Source organism: Bacillus cereus group sp. BfR-BA-01331 (assembly GCF_022663915.1).
Taxonomy (GTDB): Bacteria; Bacillota; Bacilli; order Bacillales; family Bacillaceae_G; genus Bacillus_A; species Bacillus_A mycoides.
In genome coordinates this window covers 172,153-191,804 of sequence record NZ_JAKUGJ010000006.1, presented here as the reverse complement: position 1 = coordinate 191,804, position 19,652 = coordinate 172,153, and the positions used below count along the sequence as shown (strand labels likewise).

The window sequence follows — 19,652 nt, the reverse complement described above, 5'->3', positions numbered from 1 at the left end:
AATCTATTTTTCTTTTTTAAATCGTACTGTTTTATCCCAACCAATTACTTGTTTCTTGCTCTTTGCGCGTAAGTAAAGAATGAGACTGCGAATAAACAAATACGTAAAGAGCTGTGCGTACGTAAAGTACATAATGACGCTTATGAAAATGTTGGTCGGTGTAAAGGTTCGTTCGACGCTCTGGGCACTAAATAATTGAGAAACATATGTAATATATGCGACATACCACATAAATAGTAATGGAATGCTATATTGAATTTGGAATATGCCGAGCAGTCCAATTACAAACCAAACGTTTGAAATGATTAGGAATAGCCAAAATACGACATACACTAAAACTTGTTGTAAAGAATGGACGAGAAGTTTTCCTTTAAAGAAGCTTAACGAAGAAAACATTTTTTCTAAAATGTATAAGTTTCCTTGAAGCCAACGTGTCCGCTGTTTTATAAGGATTTTTAAATGTTCAGGTTCTTGTTCCCATGTGATCGATTCCGGGACGATTGGTAAGAGATAGCCCTTTTGGGTAATTCTTAATGTTAATTCGGCATCCTCTGCAATTGCATAAGGATCATAGCCGCCAAGTTCTTCTAATGCGGAACGACGAAGAAGCATGTTTGTTCCGGTTAGTGAACCTGTTTGGAATAATAGCCAGCGTCCAGATTGCATAAGGAGCTGGAAAATCTGAAATTCTAATGAAATCATTCGTGTAAGCCAGTTTCTTTTCTCATTTACTGTACGAACGTGTCCAACTGCTCCAACGGCATCCTTTGTTGTTTCAGCATGTTCTACGAGCATTCGCAGTGCATGTGGTTCAGGTTGATTATCTGCATCGTAAACACAGAAATATTCACCATCCGAAATGCTAAGGCCGTAGTTTAATACACGCGATTTTCCTTTCGGTTCACCAGGTGGTACACGAATGTGATGAATATGAGCATAAGCTTTGTCGAAATCATCTCCAATTTCAGGTGTTTCATCTTGAGAGTTATCGTTTAATAAATAAACGTTTAGTTTGCCTGGGTATTCAATCTTTGCCATTGCTTCTAATGTATCTTTAATAACAACCCCTTCATTATGGGCAGGTATTAAAATATCTACACTTGGATAATGTTCTAGCGTACGATCTTTTCGTTTACTATTTCGATGAATTAAACCCGCAATTGTTAAGAAAGAGTAATAAACGAGTAAAGCAGAGAATAGAAAGGCCGTAAAAATCAATACATATTTAATTGAAAATGTGATGCTAATCCAGAAAACAAGTACACAAAACAAAATAAATAAAAGAAGCATAACGAGTGTCATCATAATGTGATATGTCCCTTTGTATTGATTTGTTCTCGTTTTATTTTAATATCTTGAATTGCTTCAGCAGCAAGCCATTGTGCCATTTTTGGATGTAGACGGTTCATTACAATGTCAGCACCGGCTTCATTTGTATTTTGTAATAAAATAACTAATGTGTTGCTGTCATATTCAGCAGCAAGGTCAAAGTCAGCTCTGACTGTATCAACTAATAATGAAGCTACACGATCCATGACACTTTCTTTCGTATATTTACTAAAGGAAGTGAAATCAAAGAAAATGATAATGCCTGTTTCATTACGACGATTCATCGCAGTTGTTAATAAAGCTTGTCGTCTTTCGAATTCTTGTCTTGTTAATAATTTTGATTCTCCAATGTATTGCTCAAGCACTCTTACCCGTTCAGTTAACTCTTTATTTTTAAGGATAACCTTTTTTAATAGATGGGTTGAAATATAAACAATGAAGAAGTTAGCTGCCATCAGGAAGTGGGTAATAATATATTCCCATTGATCTGATGTACTCCATAAGTGAAGCCACGCTTGATAAAATAAATAGAATACTGAAATGATTGTTCCCAGTATGAAGAAAATAAATGCTGTTTTATCAGGTAAAAATAAGAATAGTACATTTATGATGACATATATAATTGTAAAAATGAGCGCGTGCTCATATTTCGTCACATGTACAGTAGTAAAATAAAATAAAATTTGTAAAATCCACATAGAGAGGACTTTATAGGACTTATCTTTCACGAAACTTTCCTCCTTAAAAATAATTCGTGCTGGATATTTGTAGTATGCACAATTATTAAGAAATGACCATGTAGCTGGAAGTTTTTTGGGGCGAGATACATCAAGTAGTATCCCTCTTTTATAAGAAAAAATAAACAGGCATACTAATTATTGTAACATAGCGTCTATACATCTATACATAAAGTATTTAATATATATGAAAATTATATTTATGTTATATAAAAAAGCCTCCTCTTTAAAAGAGGAGACTTTACATGAGTTTATAGGAACATCATACCTGCGACTGCTGCGTTTAAGAAGTTCGCTAGTGTACCAGCGATAACTGCTTTAATCCCTAATTGTGCAATTTGTTTACGGCGAGTAGGAGCTAACGTTCCTGTTACACCTAATTGAATTGCGATAGAAGAGAAGTTTGCAAAACCACAGATTGCAAATGTTAAAATCATATTTGTTTTTGCAGAGAACTCTGCCATGTGTGGTCCTAAGTTTGCGTATGCAACGAATTCGTTGATTGCAAGTTTTTGACCGATAAAGCTTGCTGCTTGGATAGCTTCACCTGGAGAAACCCCGATTAAGATTGCAAATGGTGATAATAAGTAACCGAAGATTAAATCAAGGCTAAGTTTAATATCGAACCAAGAACCAACCCATCCTAATAAGCCATTTAATAAAGCGATTAATGCAATGAAGGCCATTAACATTGCAGCTACGTTAATAACAAGTTGTATACCTTCAGATGCACCGCGTGCAGCTGCATCGATAACGTTTGCGTCTTCACGCTCTGTTGAAAGTTGAACATTATTATCTACTTTTTCTGTTTCTGGCATAATTAGTTTTGCAATTAATAAACTTGATGGAGCTGCCATAATTGCTGCTGCTAATAAATGTTCTAGTGGAATTCCCATTGCTGCATATCCGACAAGAACTGATCCGGCAACAGCTGTCATACCACTTACCATAATAGTGAAGAATTCACTGTTAGTTAAACGTGCTAAGTATGGTTTAATTAAAATTGGTGCTTCTGTTTGTCCTAAAAATACAGTTGTTACTGCATTTAAGCTTTCTGCCTTAGAAGTTCCAAGAAGTTTACTTAATGCACCACCAACGATACTAACAAATTTCTGCATAATACCTAAGTAATATAAGATTGCAACTAATGAACTAATAAATACAATTGGAAGTAGTGCTTGAATAACGAAAACAAATCCCCAAGGGCCTTTTGCGTTGACTAAATCCCCAGCAACGAACCTAATTCCCTCGTAAGAAAAATTAATTAATCCTTGAACGCCATCAGCAGCAACTTTTAAGCCTGCTTTTCCAGCATCCCATCGCAATACGATAAATGAAAATGTCATTTGTAATGCTAGCGCGATTAAAATTGTGCGCCAATTAATAGCTTTGCGGTTAGAAGATAGTAAGAAAGCAATTGCTAATACTCCAATCACGCCGCCAATTCCCCATAAAACATTCATGCAGTGTATGCTCCTTCCTCATAGTAAAAAAGTGTATAAACCAGTTGTCTATACTTTTGCGAATATAACATCTTAAGTAACTTATCATAATGGACATCGGAGGTCAAACGTCTAACGAAAAGTTTAAATAAAAAGAAAATTCTTTGAAAAAACACATATAAAATGAATAGACATGAAATAGGTTATGTTTTTTGTGGGAATATATTCATTATGATAACATTTTGGGGAATTTTAATAGAATATAGTGTATGAAATAGGAAAATGAACGCATAATTTTTTCGTAGAGAGAATGAAAGGGAAGTACTATATCGAGTCCTTTAAAAAGAGCCTTCTAGTAAACTAGAAGGCTCTGAAACTATAACTTAAGGTGCTTTCGTATACCCTAAGAAATGGCTTTTCCAATAAGAGTTGCTTAATGAAGCGATTGCTACACCTTTATCTCCAGATTGGATAAATGATCCGCCCCCAAGGTAGATACCCATGTGAGAAGGACCTGCTTTATAAGTGTCTTTGAAATAAATTAAGTCTCCAGGTTGTGGACTTGAAGTTTGTGGTAAGCTGCTCCAATATCCAGCAACACTTTGACGGCTGATGTTATGACCAAATTTCTTAAATACGTGGTAGATGTAACCACTGCAGTCAACACCGTTAGCAGAAGTACCGCCCCAAACGTATGGTACGCCTTGCATAGATTTCGCGTATGCAAGTAGAGAAGAACTGTCACCGCTATTATTAGTATTGTTATTGTTGTTATTATTTTGATTGTTATTTTGGTTGTCGTTAGGCTTATTATCTACTGCGCCACCAACTGGTGTTTTAGATAGGAAACGTGTTCCGATGTAACCAGTTTGACCGTTGTAGTTAATTTTGCTCCATCCAGAGTTTTCAGAGATTACTTGAACCTTCTGTCCTTGTGGAAGTGCGCCTATGATTCTATAATTTGTACCTTCGCCGCTACGTACATTTAGTGCAGAAGCATTAATGTAGTAGTCACCAATTGCACCTTGATCAGGTTGTTTCGGTTGTTCAGGAGTAGCAGTGCCACCTTTAACGAATTTTACAAATTCGCTACTAACATAGCCTGTTTTTCCTTGGTAGTTTACTTTAAACCAGCCGTTTTCAGATCCAACTACGTTTAATGTTGTACCATTTAACACGCCGCCAATTACACTATGGTAAGCAGCAGGGCCTGTACGAACACGTAGAGATGTTGCGTTAACAACGTAAGTACCGCCAGTTTGAACAGTTTCATTATTATTTTGCTCTTGGTTGTTACCTTGAGTGACGTTTTCGTTAGAACCGCCTTTTGTTACGTAGTCTTTGCTTAAGTAAGCTGTTTGTCCTGCGTAATTGATTTTGAACCAATCTTGAACTTCGCCTACAACTTGTACTACTTGTCCTTGTTTAACAGAACCTACAGTTGGATGAGAAGTGCTAGGGCCTGTACGAACGCGAAGGGAAGATACATTTACTGTATAGTTTCCGCTTGCTGGTTGAACAGTTGTTTCATTGTTATTGTTGTTATTGCTTGTAGAGCCAGTATTTGAAGAAGTGCCTGATACAAATTGGCTACTAACATAACCAGTTTGTCCGTTATGGTTGATTTTCACCCAACCATTTTCTTCTCCAATTACGTTTAAAGTTTGTCCTTCATATACACGTCCTGAAACAGAACTAGAAGTGTTAGGAGCTGTACGTACACGTAATACATCAGCAGTAACTTTATTGTTTCCACCTGTGCTTACATTGTTATTCGTTGCTCCGTTTTTTGATACAAACTCGCCACTAACAAAACCAGTTTGTCCATTAACGTTAATTTTGAACCAACCATTTTCTTCTCCAATTACGTTTAATGATTGACCATTATAAACGCGAGAGATGACGTCGTGAGAAGTACTTGATCCTGCACGAACGTGTAGTACGCTAGCATTCACCGTATATGATGAATTGTTTGATGCGGAAGCTTGGACAGTTTGTGTAGCAGCTTTTTGTGTATTTTGTTCAGGGGCAGCTTGAACACTATCAAGTGTAGGAGCTGCTCCTCCTGCTACAGACACTGCCGCAAGACCGGCAAGGTATTTTTTCATAATTTTTCGATTCCTTTCTGTCTGTAATGTAGTGAAGAAATATTTACCAACTGTTAAAAATTCTAAAGAGCATGTCGATTACTGTCAAGACTTATGTGGTAATCTGAATATGACAAAAAGGTTACAAAAAAAAATCAAGGTATAAATCTGCACCTTGATTTCCATTTAAATACATATATTTGATGTGGAAAATGAGAAGATTATTCGTATTTAGGAAGATGTGCTGTTGGATTTTAAAAGGCTTTGAGAAAATGACCTTTGTAGTAATTTGGTGATAGGGCCAACTTGACCATCTTGAATCGCAGTTCCATCGAGATGGGTCATCGGTAAAATTTCAATAGTCGTTCCCGTAAAGAAGCATTCATCTGCTTGATAAACATCGCGAACGCTGAAAAGCTCTTCCTTTACAGGAAGTTGAAGAGTGTTAGCTAAAGAAAGGACGTACTGACGAATAATGCCGTTTAAAATAAGGTGATTGGCTGGATGCGTATACAGTGTTCCGTTTTTTATGAGAAAGAAGTTAGAGTGGCTACCTTCAGTTACAATACCATTTCGTACGAGAAGTGCTTCTTTACAACCTTTGCGTTCAGCTTTCGTATAAGCTAATACATTTGGTAATAAATTTAGCGATTTAATATCACAGCGGAGCCAACGTGTATCAGGTTCTGATATAGCACGTACACCGTATTCAATCCATAAAGATGGTCTTTCTTTTTTTGAAATATAAGCATAGATTGTCGGAGATGTGTCATATGAAAATGCATGTGCTCGAGCTTGTACACCACGAGATACTTGTAAGTAAATTGTTCCGTCTTCGTGGAAATTATTGTTTTCAATTAATTTGTAGAGTAAGATGATGAGTTCGGCTTTTGAGAAAGGAAGTGATAATTCTATTTCTTCAAGGGAGCGATATAATCTTGTTAAATGTGGGTCTAATAAGTGAAAGTTTCCGTTATAAAGGCGAATAACTTCATAGACGCCATCGCCAAATTGTAAACCTCTTTCTTCAAGTTCTATGTACGCGCGATGTTTTGTTGTATCAATAACTGCATCATTCCATAGTACAAATCTTTCGTATGCCAATTTTCGTCCCATCCTTTCGTTAGTACATGAATAAAAATCACTATAGTAATTTTTATGTAAGCAATTCTATACATATGACGTATATGTATTTTGTAAATCACAGAGAAGTAGTGGTGATTTATCCCGCATTAACTGCCCGTAAATGCCCGATTGGTGAGGGCGAATAATCAGTGTGGGATGAACAAAACCCCCACTGATGAAAGTTTCACTTTATAGCATTTTGTATATACAAATTCGGAAATGAGAAATAAGAATCCTGCTTTTTGAAAAAAAAAAGCAACATTCGTATGGAATGTTGCAAAAGGAGGGTAGCTATCTTTCATAGGGACATCGTCTTTAAAGGTTTCATTTATGCAAACAAAACACTTGGAAAGACAATTATAAGAAAGTTGAAAACAAATGATGAACATATTTCTTTAAGGGATCTTATTGAAGATGAGAGATAAGAAATATGTAGAACCTTGTTTACATATTTTATTATAAAGATGTTTCGTTAATGTGGTGTAAATATTAGGTGAAGGTTATGTAATTTTAAAGTTAATGTATAGAAGAATGTGTAGAGAGGAAAATAAAAAAGAGGCTGAGGTTACTCAGCGCTCTTCTTTTCTTCTTTAATAACCGTTTTTACTTCACCAGTTTTGATCTTATTGCTTTCAGAGAAGCGAAGTAAGTCGCCTTCAATGATTTTGTCAGACATGTGCAATTCATTTTGTGCACGATCAATAAGTGGTTGAGCTTCTTCTTTCGGTAATTGTACAACTTCACCTGTGTTACGATCGTAGAATGTACTGTTTGTGTACATGTACTTATCTGTAATGAAGCTACCGTCACGAAGAACAACGAATCCTTTATTGTCTGGTGAGAATACATCATGACCGAATTGGATTTGATTCGAAGAATCTACACCAAGTAGGTTTAGAATTGTTGGTTTAATGTCAATTTCACCAGTTGGTTTTGAAATTGTTTTACCCTCTTTTTGACCTGGAACGTGAATAAACATCGGTGTTTTTTGTAAGTTCATATGGTCAAATGTAGTGATTTCTTCTTTTCCTAAGAACTGTGCCATTGCACGGTTATGATTCTCAGAAATACCATAATGGTCACCGTAGAATACGATAACAGAGTTGTCGTAAATACCTTCAGCTTTTAGACGCTCAATAAAGTGCTTCATTGCTTCGTCTAAGTAGCGAGCTGTTACCATGTAGCGGTCAAATACGCCATCGCCAGAGTTGTATTCATCGATTAACTTCGTACCGTCATCATAAGTGAATGGGTAATGGTTTGTTAAAGTAAGGAAGCGAGTATAGAACGGCTGCTTCACTTGTTTTAACATATCGATAGACTGATCGAAGTATTCGATATCCTTTAGTCCCCAGTTTAATTTTGTTTCTGGCGTAATCTTGTAGTCAAGTTCGTTGTAGTAACGATCATAACCAAGTGCCGGATACATAATGTTACGGTTCCAGAATGTTGCGTTGTTTGCGTGGAATACTGATGTGTGATACCCTTGCTCACGCAAAATTTCTGGAGTTGCTGTATATTCGTTGTTACCGTGTGTGAAGAATACAGCACCACGGTCTAGTGGATATAACGAAGTATCTACTAAGAATTCAGCATCAGATGTTTTACCTTGCCCAGTTTGATGGAAGAAGTTATCGAAGTAATAACTTTCTTTCGCAAATTGGTTTAGGAATGGTGTAACTTCTTGTCCATTAACTTGCGCACCAATTAAGAATGTTTGTAATGATTCAAGAGAGACAACAATTACGTTTTTCCCTTTTGCAGTACCATACATATTTGGATCTGGTTTACTTTGTGTTGTTTTCACATAGTTTTCTGCTTCTTGTAATTTACTACTATCAGCAAACGCTTTTTGTGAACTTGATTTTGCTTGTAGGCCAAGATCGTATGCTTGGTGTACATATAATCCTAAGTTTTTAACAAGCATAACGCGGTCGAATGAACGTGTTAATAGTTCTGGACGCTCAGCTTCTGCAAATCCTAGGTTTACGCAGAAAATAGCAACTGTTGACACGAAGTATAGGGAACGCATCGGACGTGCTACACGCTCTGTCGGTGCAAAATCTTTCTTCTTCTTCAATAGAACGAAGAATACGATAATATCCGCAAATGCAAGGATGATTTTGAAGTTAAATAATTCTTTCACACTGGAACCTAAACTTCCGAAATTAGACGTTTGTCCTAGTACTGGTAAAGTAACGAAGTCATTGTAGAATCCGTAGAACATTACGTTACCAACAAGAATGAACGTTAAGATAAAGTTAATTCCTAGTGCTATATAGTTACGTTTTTTCCCTTTTGCAAATAATGCAAGACCCACAAACAGTAATGATGCTGCTAATGGACTAATGAATAAAATGAATTCTTGCATGAAAGATTCAAGTTTTAAATCGAAGCTAGTGCGTGTAATGATGTAGGATTTTAGCCATACGGCCAAAGCTACGAATAAAGTGAAACGCACATTTTGAAATTGTGATTTCATGGTTTCTTTCATTCATTTCCACCCTTTCTCTATCAGGCTTGGTCGATTTTGGAGCGAAAAATGCTAAAATAAAAAATACATAGTTTTCTTGGCCATAATTAGAGTTTCTATATTCACCCATATACGACTTTAACTATGCATACCCTTTTTGGTTTCTTGTGCTGCTCATAAGCATAACGTCATTTCTGTATTATACAACAAAATTCATTTCTGAGAAACACTATAACATTTTACATTTTTTGTATGTGATTTGTCACTACCAGAGAAAACTTTAACATTCGTTTATATGCCCGTCAACTAGAAAATATAACAAAAATAGAAAAGAATGTTAAGCGGAATTGAAAGTTTTTTGGTTGAGAAATATGGAATAGAAATCTTTAAGTGGTTGTCTAGAAAACTATTATATGAAGGAAAATATGAAAAAATTAACGAACACTTGTTCTTTTTGGTTTTGTTTGTTACAATGAAATTTCATTGATAGATTATGTGTAATTTTGATGAACTTTTACTGATAACATAACATATTGTAGCTTATTTCTTTTGAAAATAGGGAGGCTTTTGAATGAAACAAAAATTTTCAGTTGAAGCGTTTTGGAAGAAAATAAAACATGTTGCGAAGCAGGCAGGGCAGTCGGTAATCTATGCGAGTTTATTGTTGTTTTACGTTTTGCAAAGACCGGATGTTCCAAAACGAGTGAAAATTATTGTAATCGGAGCACTTGCTTATTTCATTGCACCGATTGATGCCATTCCAGATTTCATTGCTGGAGTCGGTTATACGGATGATTTAGGTGCGTTAATGGCCGCACTATTACAAGCATCGATATACGTAAATGAAGATGTGAAAGATAAGTCGCGAGTGAAGTTGGCAGAATGGTTTGGTTCGGATATAGACACATCATTTATCGATCAAAAATTAGATCAATAGGTGAGAACTGTCATAGGATGACAGGGCGAACGTAAGCGAGGAAGTGCATTATGCCATCAGGAAGAACGCATACGAAAATAAACTTAATATCCCTTCCGATTGTTTTGTTTATGCTCTTTTCGTATGGATTAACAAGTTTTGATTTTTTATTAACTTTTGCAATTGGCTTTTTAGTAGGTACTTCATTTTTAACACCGGATTTAGATACGTACAGTAATGCGTATAATAAATGGGGATTCCTCCGTATTTTTTGGTATCCATATAGGAGCGTAATGCCCCATCGTTCCTTCTTCACACATACGATTATAATTGGTGATATTATTCGTATTGCATACATGTTAATCGTGTTTTCTCCGTTTTTATTCCTATTAAATATAATCGCATTCGGTGGAAATTTAATAGAAATTGCGAAGGAACACGAGGTTGAAATTGTAACGTTTGTAATGGGGATTGTTGTGGCGAGTACGCTCCACATTATAGCGGATAAAGCGAATACGCGCCGAAAGAAAATGATGAGAAAAAAGAAGAAACGCAGAAGATAAAAAAACCGTCCCAAAAGGTATTTTGGGACGGTTTTTTCTTATTAATAGGTAGGTTATTCTTGTCGTATCGCCGATAAAATTTTATTTACAATCATGCGACATTAATTTTTGGGCAGTTCCTTTTTAATCAAACGTTTGTTTAAAACTAAGCTTTCAGTATCTTAATACCTTTCACGATATTCCAAATGAAGTAGTATAAGCTAATGATTCCGCAAATGCATAAGACGATGATTGCCCCAATTCCAAGTGTTACGTCTGGTTGATCAGATCCGATGCCCATAATTCCTAAAATAACTAATCCAATAAATGAAGCGATGCTTGGAACGATATGTGTCCATAGAGCACGTTTCGCATGTGGTTTCGTTTCAGAATCGCCCACAATCCACACGATAATAGGGAATAAGATAGGTGCAAATAATACACTAAAGTATGATAAAGCTGCTAATATTTTGTTTCCGTTCATATATATCCACCTCATAAGTAATGTCCGTTGTTATACTTTTAGTATGCGATAAATTTGGCAACCTTCCTATCGATTAACATTACAAGAACGTGACGCTTTTGTAAGATTTCCTTTTTAAATGAAAATTGTTGTGATAAAATTATTGAAAACGTTTTCTTAGACGTTTTATATTTTTTAGACTTAAAGGTATGATGACCTGGTAGTCTATTGATAAGGTTATATCTTATTTAAAAGGGGATTCTTTAGGGGGAGAGAACAATGAACACATGGACACAAGTTTACGATCCGTTCGGTAACATTTGGATTTCGGCAGCAGTCGCACTTATTCCAATCATCTTTTTTTTCTTAGCTTTAGCAGTTTTCCGCATGAAGGGGTATGTGGCAGGATTTATTACAGTTGTATTAACGATTTTGGTGGCGTTATTTGCGTATAAAATGCCATTCACAATGGCAATGGCAGCGACCGGATACGGTTTCTTATACGGATTATGGCCAATTGCGTGGATTATCATTATGTCAGTATTTTTATATAAAATTTCTGTGAAAACAGGTCAATTTGATGTCATTCGTGCATCTGTATTATCCATTACGAATGATCATCGTTTACTCGTTATTTTAATCGGATTTTCATTTGGAGCATTTTTGGAAGGGGCAGCAGGATTTGGTGCACCAGTAGCGATTACGGCAGCGCTTCTGGCAGGCCTTGGGCTAAATCCTTTATATGCAGCAGGTCTTTGTTTAATCGCAAATACTGCACCAGTAGCGTTCGGAGCGATGGGGATTCCGATTACAGTTGCTGGACAAGTAACAGGCATTGATCCGCATAAAATTGGACAAATGGCTGGGCATCAATTACCGTTCTTATCTTTATTTGTTCCGTTCTTTATCGTATTTTTAATGGATGGCTTTAAAGGAGTAAAACAAACGTGGCCTGCTTTATTTGTAGCGGGTAGTTCATTTGCAATTACACAGTTTATTACAGCGACGTTTTTAGGACCAGAACTTCCGGATATTACGTCAGCGCTTGTAAGTTTAGTAAGTTTATCGCTATTCTTAAAAGTTTGGCAGCCGAAAGAAATTTATCAAACTAAGCAAGCGAATAGTGAAGTAGCCGCGGCGACGACAACGACATCTATGCCGAAACTAACGGTAGGAAAAGTAGTAAAAGCGTGGTCTCCGTTCATTATTTTGACTGTGATGGTAGTCATCTGGAGCCAGAGTTTCTTTAAAGCGTTATTCGCTCCGGGCGGCGCTTTAGAAAGTCTCGTATTTAAATTTGAAGTTCCAAGCTTGCACAATTTAGTAATGAAAGCAGAGCCTATTGTAAATAAACCAACACCTTATGAAGCAATCTTGAAATTAGATATTTTATCAGCGACTGGAACAGCAATTTTAATTGCTTGTATCATTTCTATCTTTATTTTGAAAATGAGTGCAAAAGATGCAGTAGCAACATTTAAAGAAACGTTAAACGAACTAAAAATGCCAATTCTATCTATTGGATTCGTATTAGGATTCGCATTTATCGCAAACTATTCTGGTCTATCTTCTACATTAGCGTTAGCACTTGCAGGAACTGGCGGACTATTCCCGTTCTTCTCACCATTCTTAGGATGGATTGGCGTATTCTTAACAGGATCAGATACGTCAGCGAACGCACTGTTCTCGAATTTACAAGCAATTACAGCGCAGCAAGTCGGTGTATCTGAAGTACTTCTCGTTGCAGCAAATACAACGGGCGGTGTAACAGGTAAAATGATTTCTCCGCAATCAATTGCGATTGCTTGTGCGGCAGTTGGACTTGCTGGGAAAGAGTCAGATTTGTTCCGCTTTACATTGAAGCATAGTTTATTCTTCGTTACTATTGTTGGGATTATGACGTATGTGCAGGCTTATTATTTAACTTGGATGATTCCGTAAACAACAAAAGAAATAAACTTTGCATTTTTCAGATTATAGTGTATGATGGGAAAGTATTGAAAATTAAATCAGTGATAAACTAGGGGTGCCTAACGTATGCGTAGGCTGAGAGAGAAGCGTGTGAACTTCTTAACCCTTTGGACCTGATCTGGCTCGTACCAGCGTAGGGAAGTTAACGGCTTTACATAATTATGTCTTTATGAGCCAGGTCCTTATTCTTTTATGGACCTGGCTCTTTTTATTTTGGCATGCGCTGGCCATATCTTGTCCTTGTCACGAACAGGGGGGCAACAAAGGTTATGAAACAGTCTGTTTCAGCTGAGCAAATTGAATTGAAATCGAGTTTACCAGGAAGTAAGAAAGTGTATGTGGATGGAACACGTGAAGGTATGAAAGTACCAATGCGCGAGATTGAACAAAGCGATACGAACGGTGTTCAAAATCCGCCAATCCGTGTGTATGATACGAGTGGACCTTATACAGATCCAGAGTATAAAGTGGAGCTGGAAAAAGGGTTGCAGGCGCCGCGCCACTCTTGGACTGTGGGGCGTGGTGATGTAGAAGCATACGAAGGGCGCGAAGTGAAACCAGAGGATGACGGTGTGAAAGTGGCTTCAAAACATACACCTGTTTTCCCGCAAATGGATCGTAAGCCGCTTAGAGCGAAGCAAGGTGCAAATGTTTCGCAAATGCATTATGCGCGTAATGGCATTATTACGTCTGAGATGGAATATGTTGCGATTCGTGAAGGGGTAGAGCCTGAATTTGTTCGTAAGGAGATTGCAGAAGGTCGTGCGATTTTGCCGGCGAACATTAACCATCCTGAAGCGGAACCGATGATAATTGGACGTAATTTTCACGTGAAGGTAAATGCAAATATCGGAAACTCTGCTGTATCGTCTTCTATTGCAGAAGAAGTAGAGAAGATGACGTGGGCGACTCGCTGGGGTGCAGATACGATTATGGATTTATCTACAGGTAAAAACATTCATACAACACGTGAGTGGATTATTCGTAATGCTCCGGTACCAGTTGGAACTGTGCCAATTTATCAAGCGCTTGAAAAGGTAAACGGAATTGCAGAGGATTTAACGTGGGAAGTGTATCGTGATACGTTAATTGAGCAGGCGGAGCAAGGTGTTGATTACTTCACGATTCACGCTGGTGTATTACTTCGTTACATTCCGATTACTGCAAAGCGTATGACAGGTATTGTTTCGCGTGGTGGTTCGATTATGGCGCAGTGGTGTTTATTCCATCATAAAGAAAACTTCCTATATACTCACTTTGAAGAGATTTGTGAAATTATGAAGCAGTACGATGTTTCGTTCTCTCTTGGAGATGGATTACGTCCAGGTTCTATTGCAGATGCAAATGACGAAGCGCAGTTTTCTGAGCTTGAAACACTTGGTGAATTAACAAAAATCGCTTGGAAACATGATGTGCAAGTTATGATTGAAGGACCTGGGCATGTACCGATGCATTTAATTAAAGAAAATATGGAGAAAGAACTTGATATTTGTCAGGGCGCGCCGTTCTATACACTTGGGCCGTTAACGACAGATATTGCACCAGGTTATGACCATATTACTTCAGCGATTGGTGCTGCGATGATCGGCTGGTTTGGAACGGCGATGCTTTGTTATGTAACACCGAAAGAACATTTAGGTTTACCGAACAAAGATGATGTTCGCGAAGGGGTTATTACGTACAAAATCGCTGCGCATGCAGCCGATCTTGCGAAAGGGCATAAAACGGCTCATCAGCGTGATGATGCACTTTCAAAAGCACGATTTGAATTCCGTTGGCGCGACCAATTTAATTTATCTTTAGATCCTGAACGCGCGATGGAGTACCATGATGAAACGTTGCCAGCAGAAGGGGCGAAAACAGCGCATTTCTGTTCAATGTGTGGCCCAAAGTTTTGTAGTATGAGAATTTCACATGATATTCGTGAATATGCGAAAGAAAATGACTTAGAAACGACAGAAGCAATTGAAAAAGGAATGAAAGAGAAAGCGGTAGAATTCAAAGAAACTGGTAGTCATTTATATCAATAACACGTCACACCTCTTTACTTGATTGATCACACTGTACCTAACTTAAATATAGAAGAAGCCCCCTTTGCTAAGACGGTAGCAAAGGGGGCTTCTGTCGTCTATAAGGCGAAGAATAATTGTACCCAGTAGTATAAGAGGAATAATGTGACGACTGTTGTGAGTGGGATTACGATGAGAGATACGCTTAAATAATCTTTCCATTTCACTTTAATTTTGTTTTGTCTTAAGATATACATCCAAATGAGGGAAGCTAGTGTACCGATTGGTAATAATAGTGAACCGATGTCACTACCGATGATATTTGCGAGGTAGATCGTTTTTAATGTGACTGGATCTAGTCCCATTTCTGTTAATGTGATTGTACCAATCATAAGTGCAGGGTGGTTATTGAAGACGTTAGAGAGGAGGGAAACGAGTCCGCCCATTGCAAAGCTGGCATAGAGTAGATGCTGACTTACAACTGGTTCGAGCCAATGGACAAGCGCCGCTGTTAATCCTGCGTTATGAAGCCCGTAAATAATTACGTACATAGAGAAGGCGAAAATTAAAATGTGCCACGGTGTCTTTTTCAAAATATCGACTGGGTTTGTTCGTAAGTAGTACCATCTCCAGATGAGAAGAACGAGTGAACCGAGTACGGCAACAATTTCGATTGGAATCGATAAGAAGGATGCAACGAATAGAAGACAGCGCATAAGGAAGACGAAGCCTAATACTTTTAACATGAATTTCGTACGTTTTTGTTTCGTATTAACAGAATTTTGTCCTTTTAACGGATGGAAGTTTTTCGTGAAGAAAATTTCTTCAATATCATATGAAGAAACAGGTAATCTTTCTGGAAGTTTTTTCTTTAAAACTGTATACATGAGCCATGACATAAACAGTAGTCCTAGTGTTGCAGGTACAAACATCATAGCAGTATGCATATAAAGAGTCATATGGACGATATTTAATGCAATTAAGTTTACAATATTACTTACACCGATTGGTGCACTAGATGCAGTGGCGATTAAAGCACCGCTTAATAAATAAGGGATTTGTTGATGAGGTTTTAATTGAAGATTTTTCAGAAGAAGGATTAAAATTGGAGTTGTAATTAAAATACTACCGTCATTATTAAATAAAAGAGTCATAAGAAAACATAGTAATTGAATGTACCAGTATAGGCGGTGTCCGGAACCTTTCGCTAAATTTGCGAGTTTTGCTGCGGACCAGTGGAAGAAGCCGAAGCTTTCTAATATAACTGCCATAACGATGGTCGCTAATATCGTTATGGAGGCGCCTCCAATTTTACTTATAATGTCTATGACGTCTGGTTTTGATACAAGTCCAGTAATGAGGATAATGCCGGCGCCGACTGCTGCCGGCCACGCCTCATTTATACCACGAGGGCGCCAAAAGATAACAATCATCGTTAAGAAGAATACAATAATAGTAATCCATATTTCAATGCTCATATTTAACCTACCTTTCTATTTTCCCTTGAACAAATGTAGCTTGTCTCAAGTTTATATAGCATTATATTCAAAAGAAAATAAGAAGAACTAGGCATCTACCTGAATCTAGTGAATATGTGTATTTTGAGCAATAAGGCAAGTATAAGTAGTAGTGTAATAACTATTAGGAGAGGAGTCTAATAAATGAGGGGCATTCAATGTGTGAATGCCCCTCATTTACTATTTTTCCTTTAAAAATGTTCGATCTTTTAAGAATAAATTCCAGAAGAAAATAAATCCTGGTAGTAAAATTGCAATCCCGATTGCGTAAAGAATAAGAAGTGCATAGAATGTTTCGACCGTCGTAAAGCTTGTAAATACAGTTACGTCCGGGTAAATGATATAAGGTAAATGGGCGACGCCGTAAGCGTAGCTTGCAAATGCATATTGAGCGACGACAGCTAAAACTGCAATGCGAGGAAAGCCTAGTGTGCCATATTTCTTATTTGTCCACCAAAGGGAAGAGTATCCGATAACAAATAAAATGATAGAGACTGTAAACCATGGGAATTGCTTTATGAGTCCTTGCATAAGCCAGTGTGTTTCAGGGTCCATTACAACGAGAGCGATAATAGCAGTCACGAGCGTTGCAGGACCAAGTATGATGGCATTTCTTCTATAAATTCGGTACGTATCTTCAGAACCTTGTTCCCTAGCAAAATCAGCAAGAAAGAGAGATGATAGAAATAGTTCCGAAGTTAGTCCGAAGAGCATATAACAATAAATAACGGGACTAGAAAGAAGTTTTCCGTAAAGGAGCACTTCTTTTCCTTCAGACATCGTAATATAGGCACCTTCTGTAACTGGCAGAACGGTAATTAATAGAGCTGGGATTAAGAGCCCAGTAATACCTGAAATAATCCGAAGAAGGTGTTGGTATTTTGGCAGGGAGTAAGCAAATACCATAAAAGTACTACGAATCGCAACGAGTACTAAAATTAACATAACTGGTACAAACATAACGGTTGCAAGGGTAAAGGCCGCTTTTGGGAAGAAACCGAGAAAAGCAACGACGACAAAGACAAGAAACGTATTTGTTACTTCCCAAGTTGGTGATAAGTACCGATTAGCAAGCTTGGCAGCAAGTGTCGGGTGTTTAGCGTATACCATGCCCCAAAAACCAGCTCCAAAATCAATAGAACCTAGTATGCTATATACGAAAATAAGAGCCCATAAGATGATGATTGCAATGCTTTCCTCATGCACGAGAATCGCCTCCTTCGTGATGTAAATCATTCTTTAATGGATGTTTCTTAAAGAATGTCCGTAGTACAAAGACTGTTAAAATACCGAGTCCGATATATAAAATGATGAATAAAACAAATAAAGGACCGACGAAATCAGCGCGCGTAGAAGCATCTACCGTGCGTTGCATGCCATAAATTGTCCATGGCTGACGACCACTACAACTAAAAATCCATCCGAATTCAATACCGAGCAACATAACGGGTCCACAGGCGGCAGCTCCCCAAAGAAGCCACTTCGGTAACTCTATTCCTTTTTTTCGGTAAACAAAGTACCAATATAAGAGGGCAATAGCTGCAACTGCAAAGGTAAAGGCAGCGGTGCCAACCATTAAGTTGAACAGTGTATGTGTGTAAAATGGTGGCCATGTTTCTTGTGGGAATTCCTTTAGACCTTTTACAACGGTGTTAGGGTCTAGTCCCACTAATAAGCTAAGCATGTTCGGAATTTCAAGGGCATAGTTTAGTTCAAGTGTGTTAGGGTCCACAACCCCGCCAATCGATAAAGGCGCGTGTGATGTCGTTTCAAACAAAGCTTCAGCAGATGCTAGTTTTTCAGGTGAATGTTTATGTAAGGCAATAGCAGATTCGTGTCCTGAAAGCCACATCGTAGCACCTGTGATAAATGTAACGACAAGCCCGAGCAATAATCCTTTTTTATGGTAAGCAATTTCACGAGCGCTTAAATTTTTCTTTAATAATTTAAATCCAGCGATAGAAGCAATAACAGCTGCTCCAGTTGTATAGGCCGTAATAACGACGTGGAATGCACTTGTGCCAAAGCTCGGATTAAAGAAAGCTTTCCACGGATCAACGTTAAAAACTGAGCCATCTGGATTCATTGAAAAGCCCGCAGGTGTATTCATCCATGTGTTTGCCGATGTAATAAGCACGGCAGATGCAGTGGCGCCAATCATAACGAAAAATAGCGAGATTAATCTCATAACTGGAGGCAGTTTATCAGCCGCATATACGTAAATAGACATGAATAAAGCCTCTAAAAAGAAGGCGAAAATCTCAATTTGAAACGGAACGGAAATAACTTGCCCAACAATTTTGGCGAAACCAGGCCAAAGAAGTGAAATTTGTACACCAACAATTGTTCCAGTTGGAATTGCTACACCGAGAAGGATAGCAAAAGCCTTTGTCCATCTTTTTGCCATAATGGCATAGTCGGAATCTTTCTTCCAGTGATAGAGTATTTCACTTATAAAAATCATTAAAGAAAGCCCGACTCCAAGCGTTGCAAAGATAATGTGGAATGCTAATGAAGAACCAAAAAATGCCCTTGCTAATGTTACGGTATCCATATGTATACTCCTCTTCTTTTTGCCATTATTTTCTGATTTAATTGGAAAATTTATTCAAAAAACTACCAAAAATATATATGTATTTAAAAAATGAGTACGATAATTTAATGTTTAAATATTCTAAAGAAAAAGAAATTGATATTTGGTAATATTTTATTTGTTTTTTAGGGCTGAATCTTTTATAATCTTTTATGCGAACGTAAGTTCTGTTTCCGGGATGAAGAAGTTTATGTGAAATGGAGAGGGTGTTTTATGTATCCTGAAGTCATTAAAAAGATGGCATTTTCAAGAGAGCATAGAGAGTTATTATTAAAGTTGTATAATAAAGAAATTACGCGTCGTGAATATGATCGACTTGTGGAATCGCTATATAGACCTTCTAAAGAGGCTTGCGAAGGATAAGGTGGGAGAGACAATCTAAAGGATTGTCTTTTTTATATTTGCGTATGTTCTGGTAAAATTAAGGTTAGCCTTAAAAGGAGGTGAA

At 37.5% G+C, this 19,652-nt stretch carries 15 protein-coding genes and 1 riboswitch; of the genes, 5 read left to right on the top strand and 10 right to left on the bottom strand.

Features of this window, described 5'->3' with window-relative positions:
* Positions 1–3 precede the first annotated feature (3 nt).
* The 6 genes from MR155_RS13710 to MR155_RS13685 all read right to left on the bottom strand — a co-directional run bounded on the left by MR155_RS13710 (position 4) and on the right by MR155_RS13685 (position 9,214).
* A complete protein-coding gene (locus tag MR155_RS13710) occupies positions 4–1,305 on the bottom strand; it encodes a glycosyltransferase family 2 protein (protein WP_002139087.1) in 1,302 nt (433 codons plus the stop codon).
* Positions 1,302–2,057, bottom strand: coding sequence for a diguanylate cyclase domain-containing protein (locus MR155_RS13705; RefSeq protein ID WP_201053373.1), 756 nt, complete (start codon positions 2,055–2,057; stop codon positions 1,302–1,304). The genes MR155_RS13710 and MR155_RS13705 overlap by 4 nt, the downstream gene beginning before the upstream one ends.
* 260 nt (positions 2,058–2,317) lie before the next feature.
* The gene (locus MR155_RS13700; RefSeq protein ID WP_002016182.1) at positions 2,318–3,529 is read right to left on the bottom strand and encodes a NupC/NupG family nucleoside CNT transporter; all 1,212 of its coding nucleotides are present in this window, start codon (positions 3,527–3,529) and stop codon (positions 2,318–2,320) included.
* Positions 3,530–3,891: 362 nt separating this feature from the next.
* A complete protein-coding gene (locus MR155_RS13695) occupies positions 3,892–5,616 on the bottom strand; it encodes a C40 family peptidase (protein ID WP_242310180.1) in 1,725 nt (574 codons plus the stop codon).
* Positions 5,617–5,826: 210 nt separating this feature from the next.
* Positions 5,827–6,711, bottom strand: coding sequence for a D-amino-acid transaminase (locus MR155_RS13690; RefSeq protein ID WP_242310178.1), 885 nt, complete (start codon positions 6,709–6,711; stop codon positions 5,827–5,829).
* Positions 6,712–7,285: 574 nt separating this feature from the next.
* Positions 7,286–9,214, bottom strand: a complete 1,929-nt coding sequence (locus MR155_RS13685; protein WP_219300907.1) for an LTA synthase family protein — start codon at positions 9,212–9,214, stop codon at positions 7,286–7,288.
* Between the two features lie 550 nt (positions 9,215–9,764).
* On the opposite strand from MR155_RS13685, the gene MR155_RS13680 reads away from it, so the two are divergent.
* Both MR155_RS13680 and MR155_RS13675 read left to right on the top strand, forming a co-directional pair.
* Positions 9,765–10,130 (top strand): YkvA family protein, encoded by a 366-nt coding sequence (locus MR155_RS13680; protein WP_002089647.1) that lies wholly within the window; start codon positions 9,765–9,767, stop codon positions 10,128–10,130.
* Positions 10,131–10,180: 50 nt separating this feature from the next.
* On the top strand, positions 10,181–10,672 hold the full coding sequence (locus MR155_RS13675; RefSeq protein ID WP_113936236.1) for a metal-binding protein: 492 nt from the start codon (positions 10,181–10,183) through the stop codon (positions 10,670–10,672).
* 145 nt (positions 10,673–10,817) lie between these two features.
* Here MR155_RS13675 and MR155_RS13670 read toward each other — a convergent pair whose 3' ends face one another.
* Positions 10,818–11,135, bottom strand: coding sequence for a magnetosome magnetite crystal formation protein family (locus MR155_RS13670; RefSeq protein WP_002167374.1), 318 nt, complete (start codon positions 11,133–11,135; stop codon positions 10,818–10,820).
* Positions 11,136–11,393: 258 nt separating this feature from the next.
* On the opposite strand from MR155_RS13670, the gene lldP reads away from it, so the two are divergent.
* Positions 11,394–13,055, top strand: a complete 1,662-nt coding sequence (lldP, locus tag MR155_RS13665) for an L-lactate permease (protein ID WP_061688709.1) — start codon at positions 11,394–11,396, stop codon at positions 13,053–13,055.
* Positions 13,056–13,126: 71 nt separating this feature from the next.
* A riboswitch (TPP riboswitch) is annotated at positions 13,127–13,242 on the top strand.
* A 112-nt stretch (positions 13,243–13,354) separates the two neighbouring features.
* The gene (gene thiC, locus MR155_RS13660) at positions 13,355–15,115 is read left to right on the top strand and encodes a phosphomethylpyrimidine synthase ThiC (protein WP_242310176.1); all 1,761 of its coding nucleotides are present in this window, start codon (positions 13,355–13,357) and stop codon (positions 15,113–15,115) included.
* A 98-nt stretch (positions 15,116–15,213) separates the two neighbouring features.
* On the opposite strand, the gene MR155_RS13655 is transcribed toward thiC, so the two are convergent.
* The 3 genes from MR155_RS13655 to cydA form a co-directional block, all read right to left on the bottom strand.
* Positions 15,214–16,572, bottom strand: a complete 1,359-nt coding sequence (locus MR155_RS13655; RefSeq protein ID WP_113936238.1) for an arsenic transporter — start codon at positions 16,570–16,572, stop codon at positions 15,214–15,216.
* 219 nt (positions 16,573–16,791) lie between these two features.
* Positions 16,792–17,817: a cytochrome d ubiquinol oxidase subunit II gene (locus MR155_RS13650; protein ID WP_002089640.1), complete on the bottom strand. Its 1,026-nt coding sequence runs from the start codon at positions 17,815–17,817 to the stop codon at positions 16,792–16,794.
* Positions 17,810–19,165 (bottom strand): cytochrome ubiquinol oxidase subunit I, encoded by a 1,356-nt coding sequence (gene cydA / locus MR155_RS13645; protein WP_002129965.1) that lies wholly within the window; start codon positions 19,163–19,165, stop codon positions 17,810–17,812. The genes MR155_RS13650 and cydA overlap by 8 nt, the downstream gene beginning before the upstream one ends.
* 252 nt (positions 19,166–19,417) lie before the next feature.
* Between cydA and MR155_RS13640 the strand changes: the two genes are divergently transcribed.
* On the top strand, positions 19,418–19,567 hold the full coding sequence (locus MR155_RS13640) for a hypothetical protein (RefSeq protein ID WP_242310174.1): 150 nt from the start codon (positions 19,418–19,420) through the stop codon (positions 19,565–19,567).
* Positions 19,568–19,652: the final 85 nt, after the last annotated feature.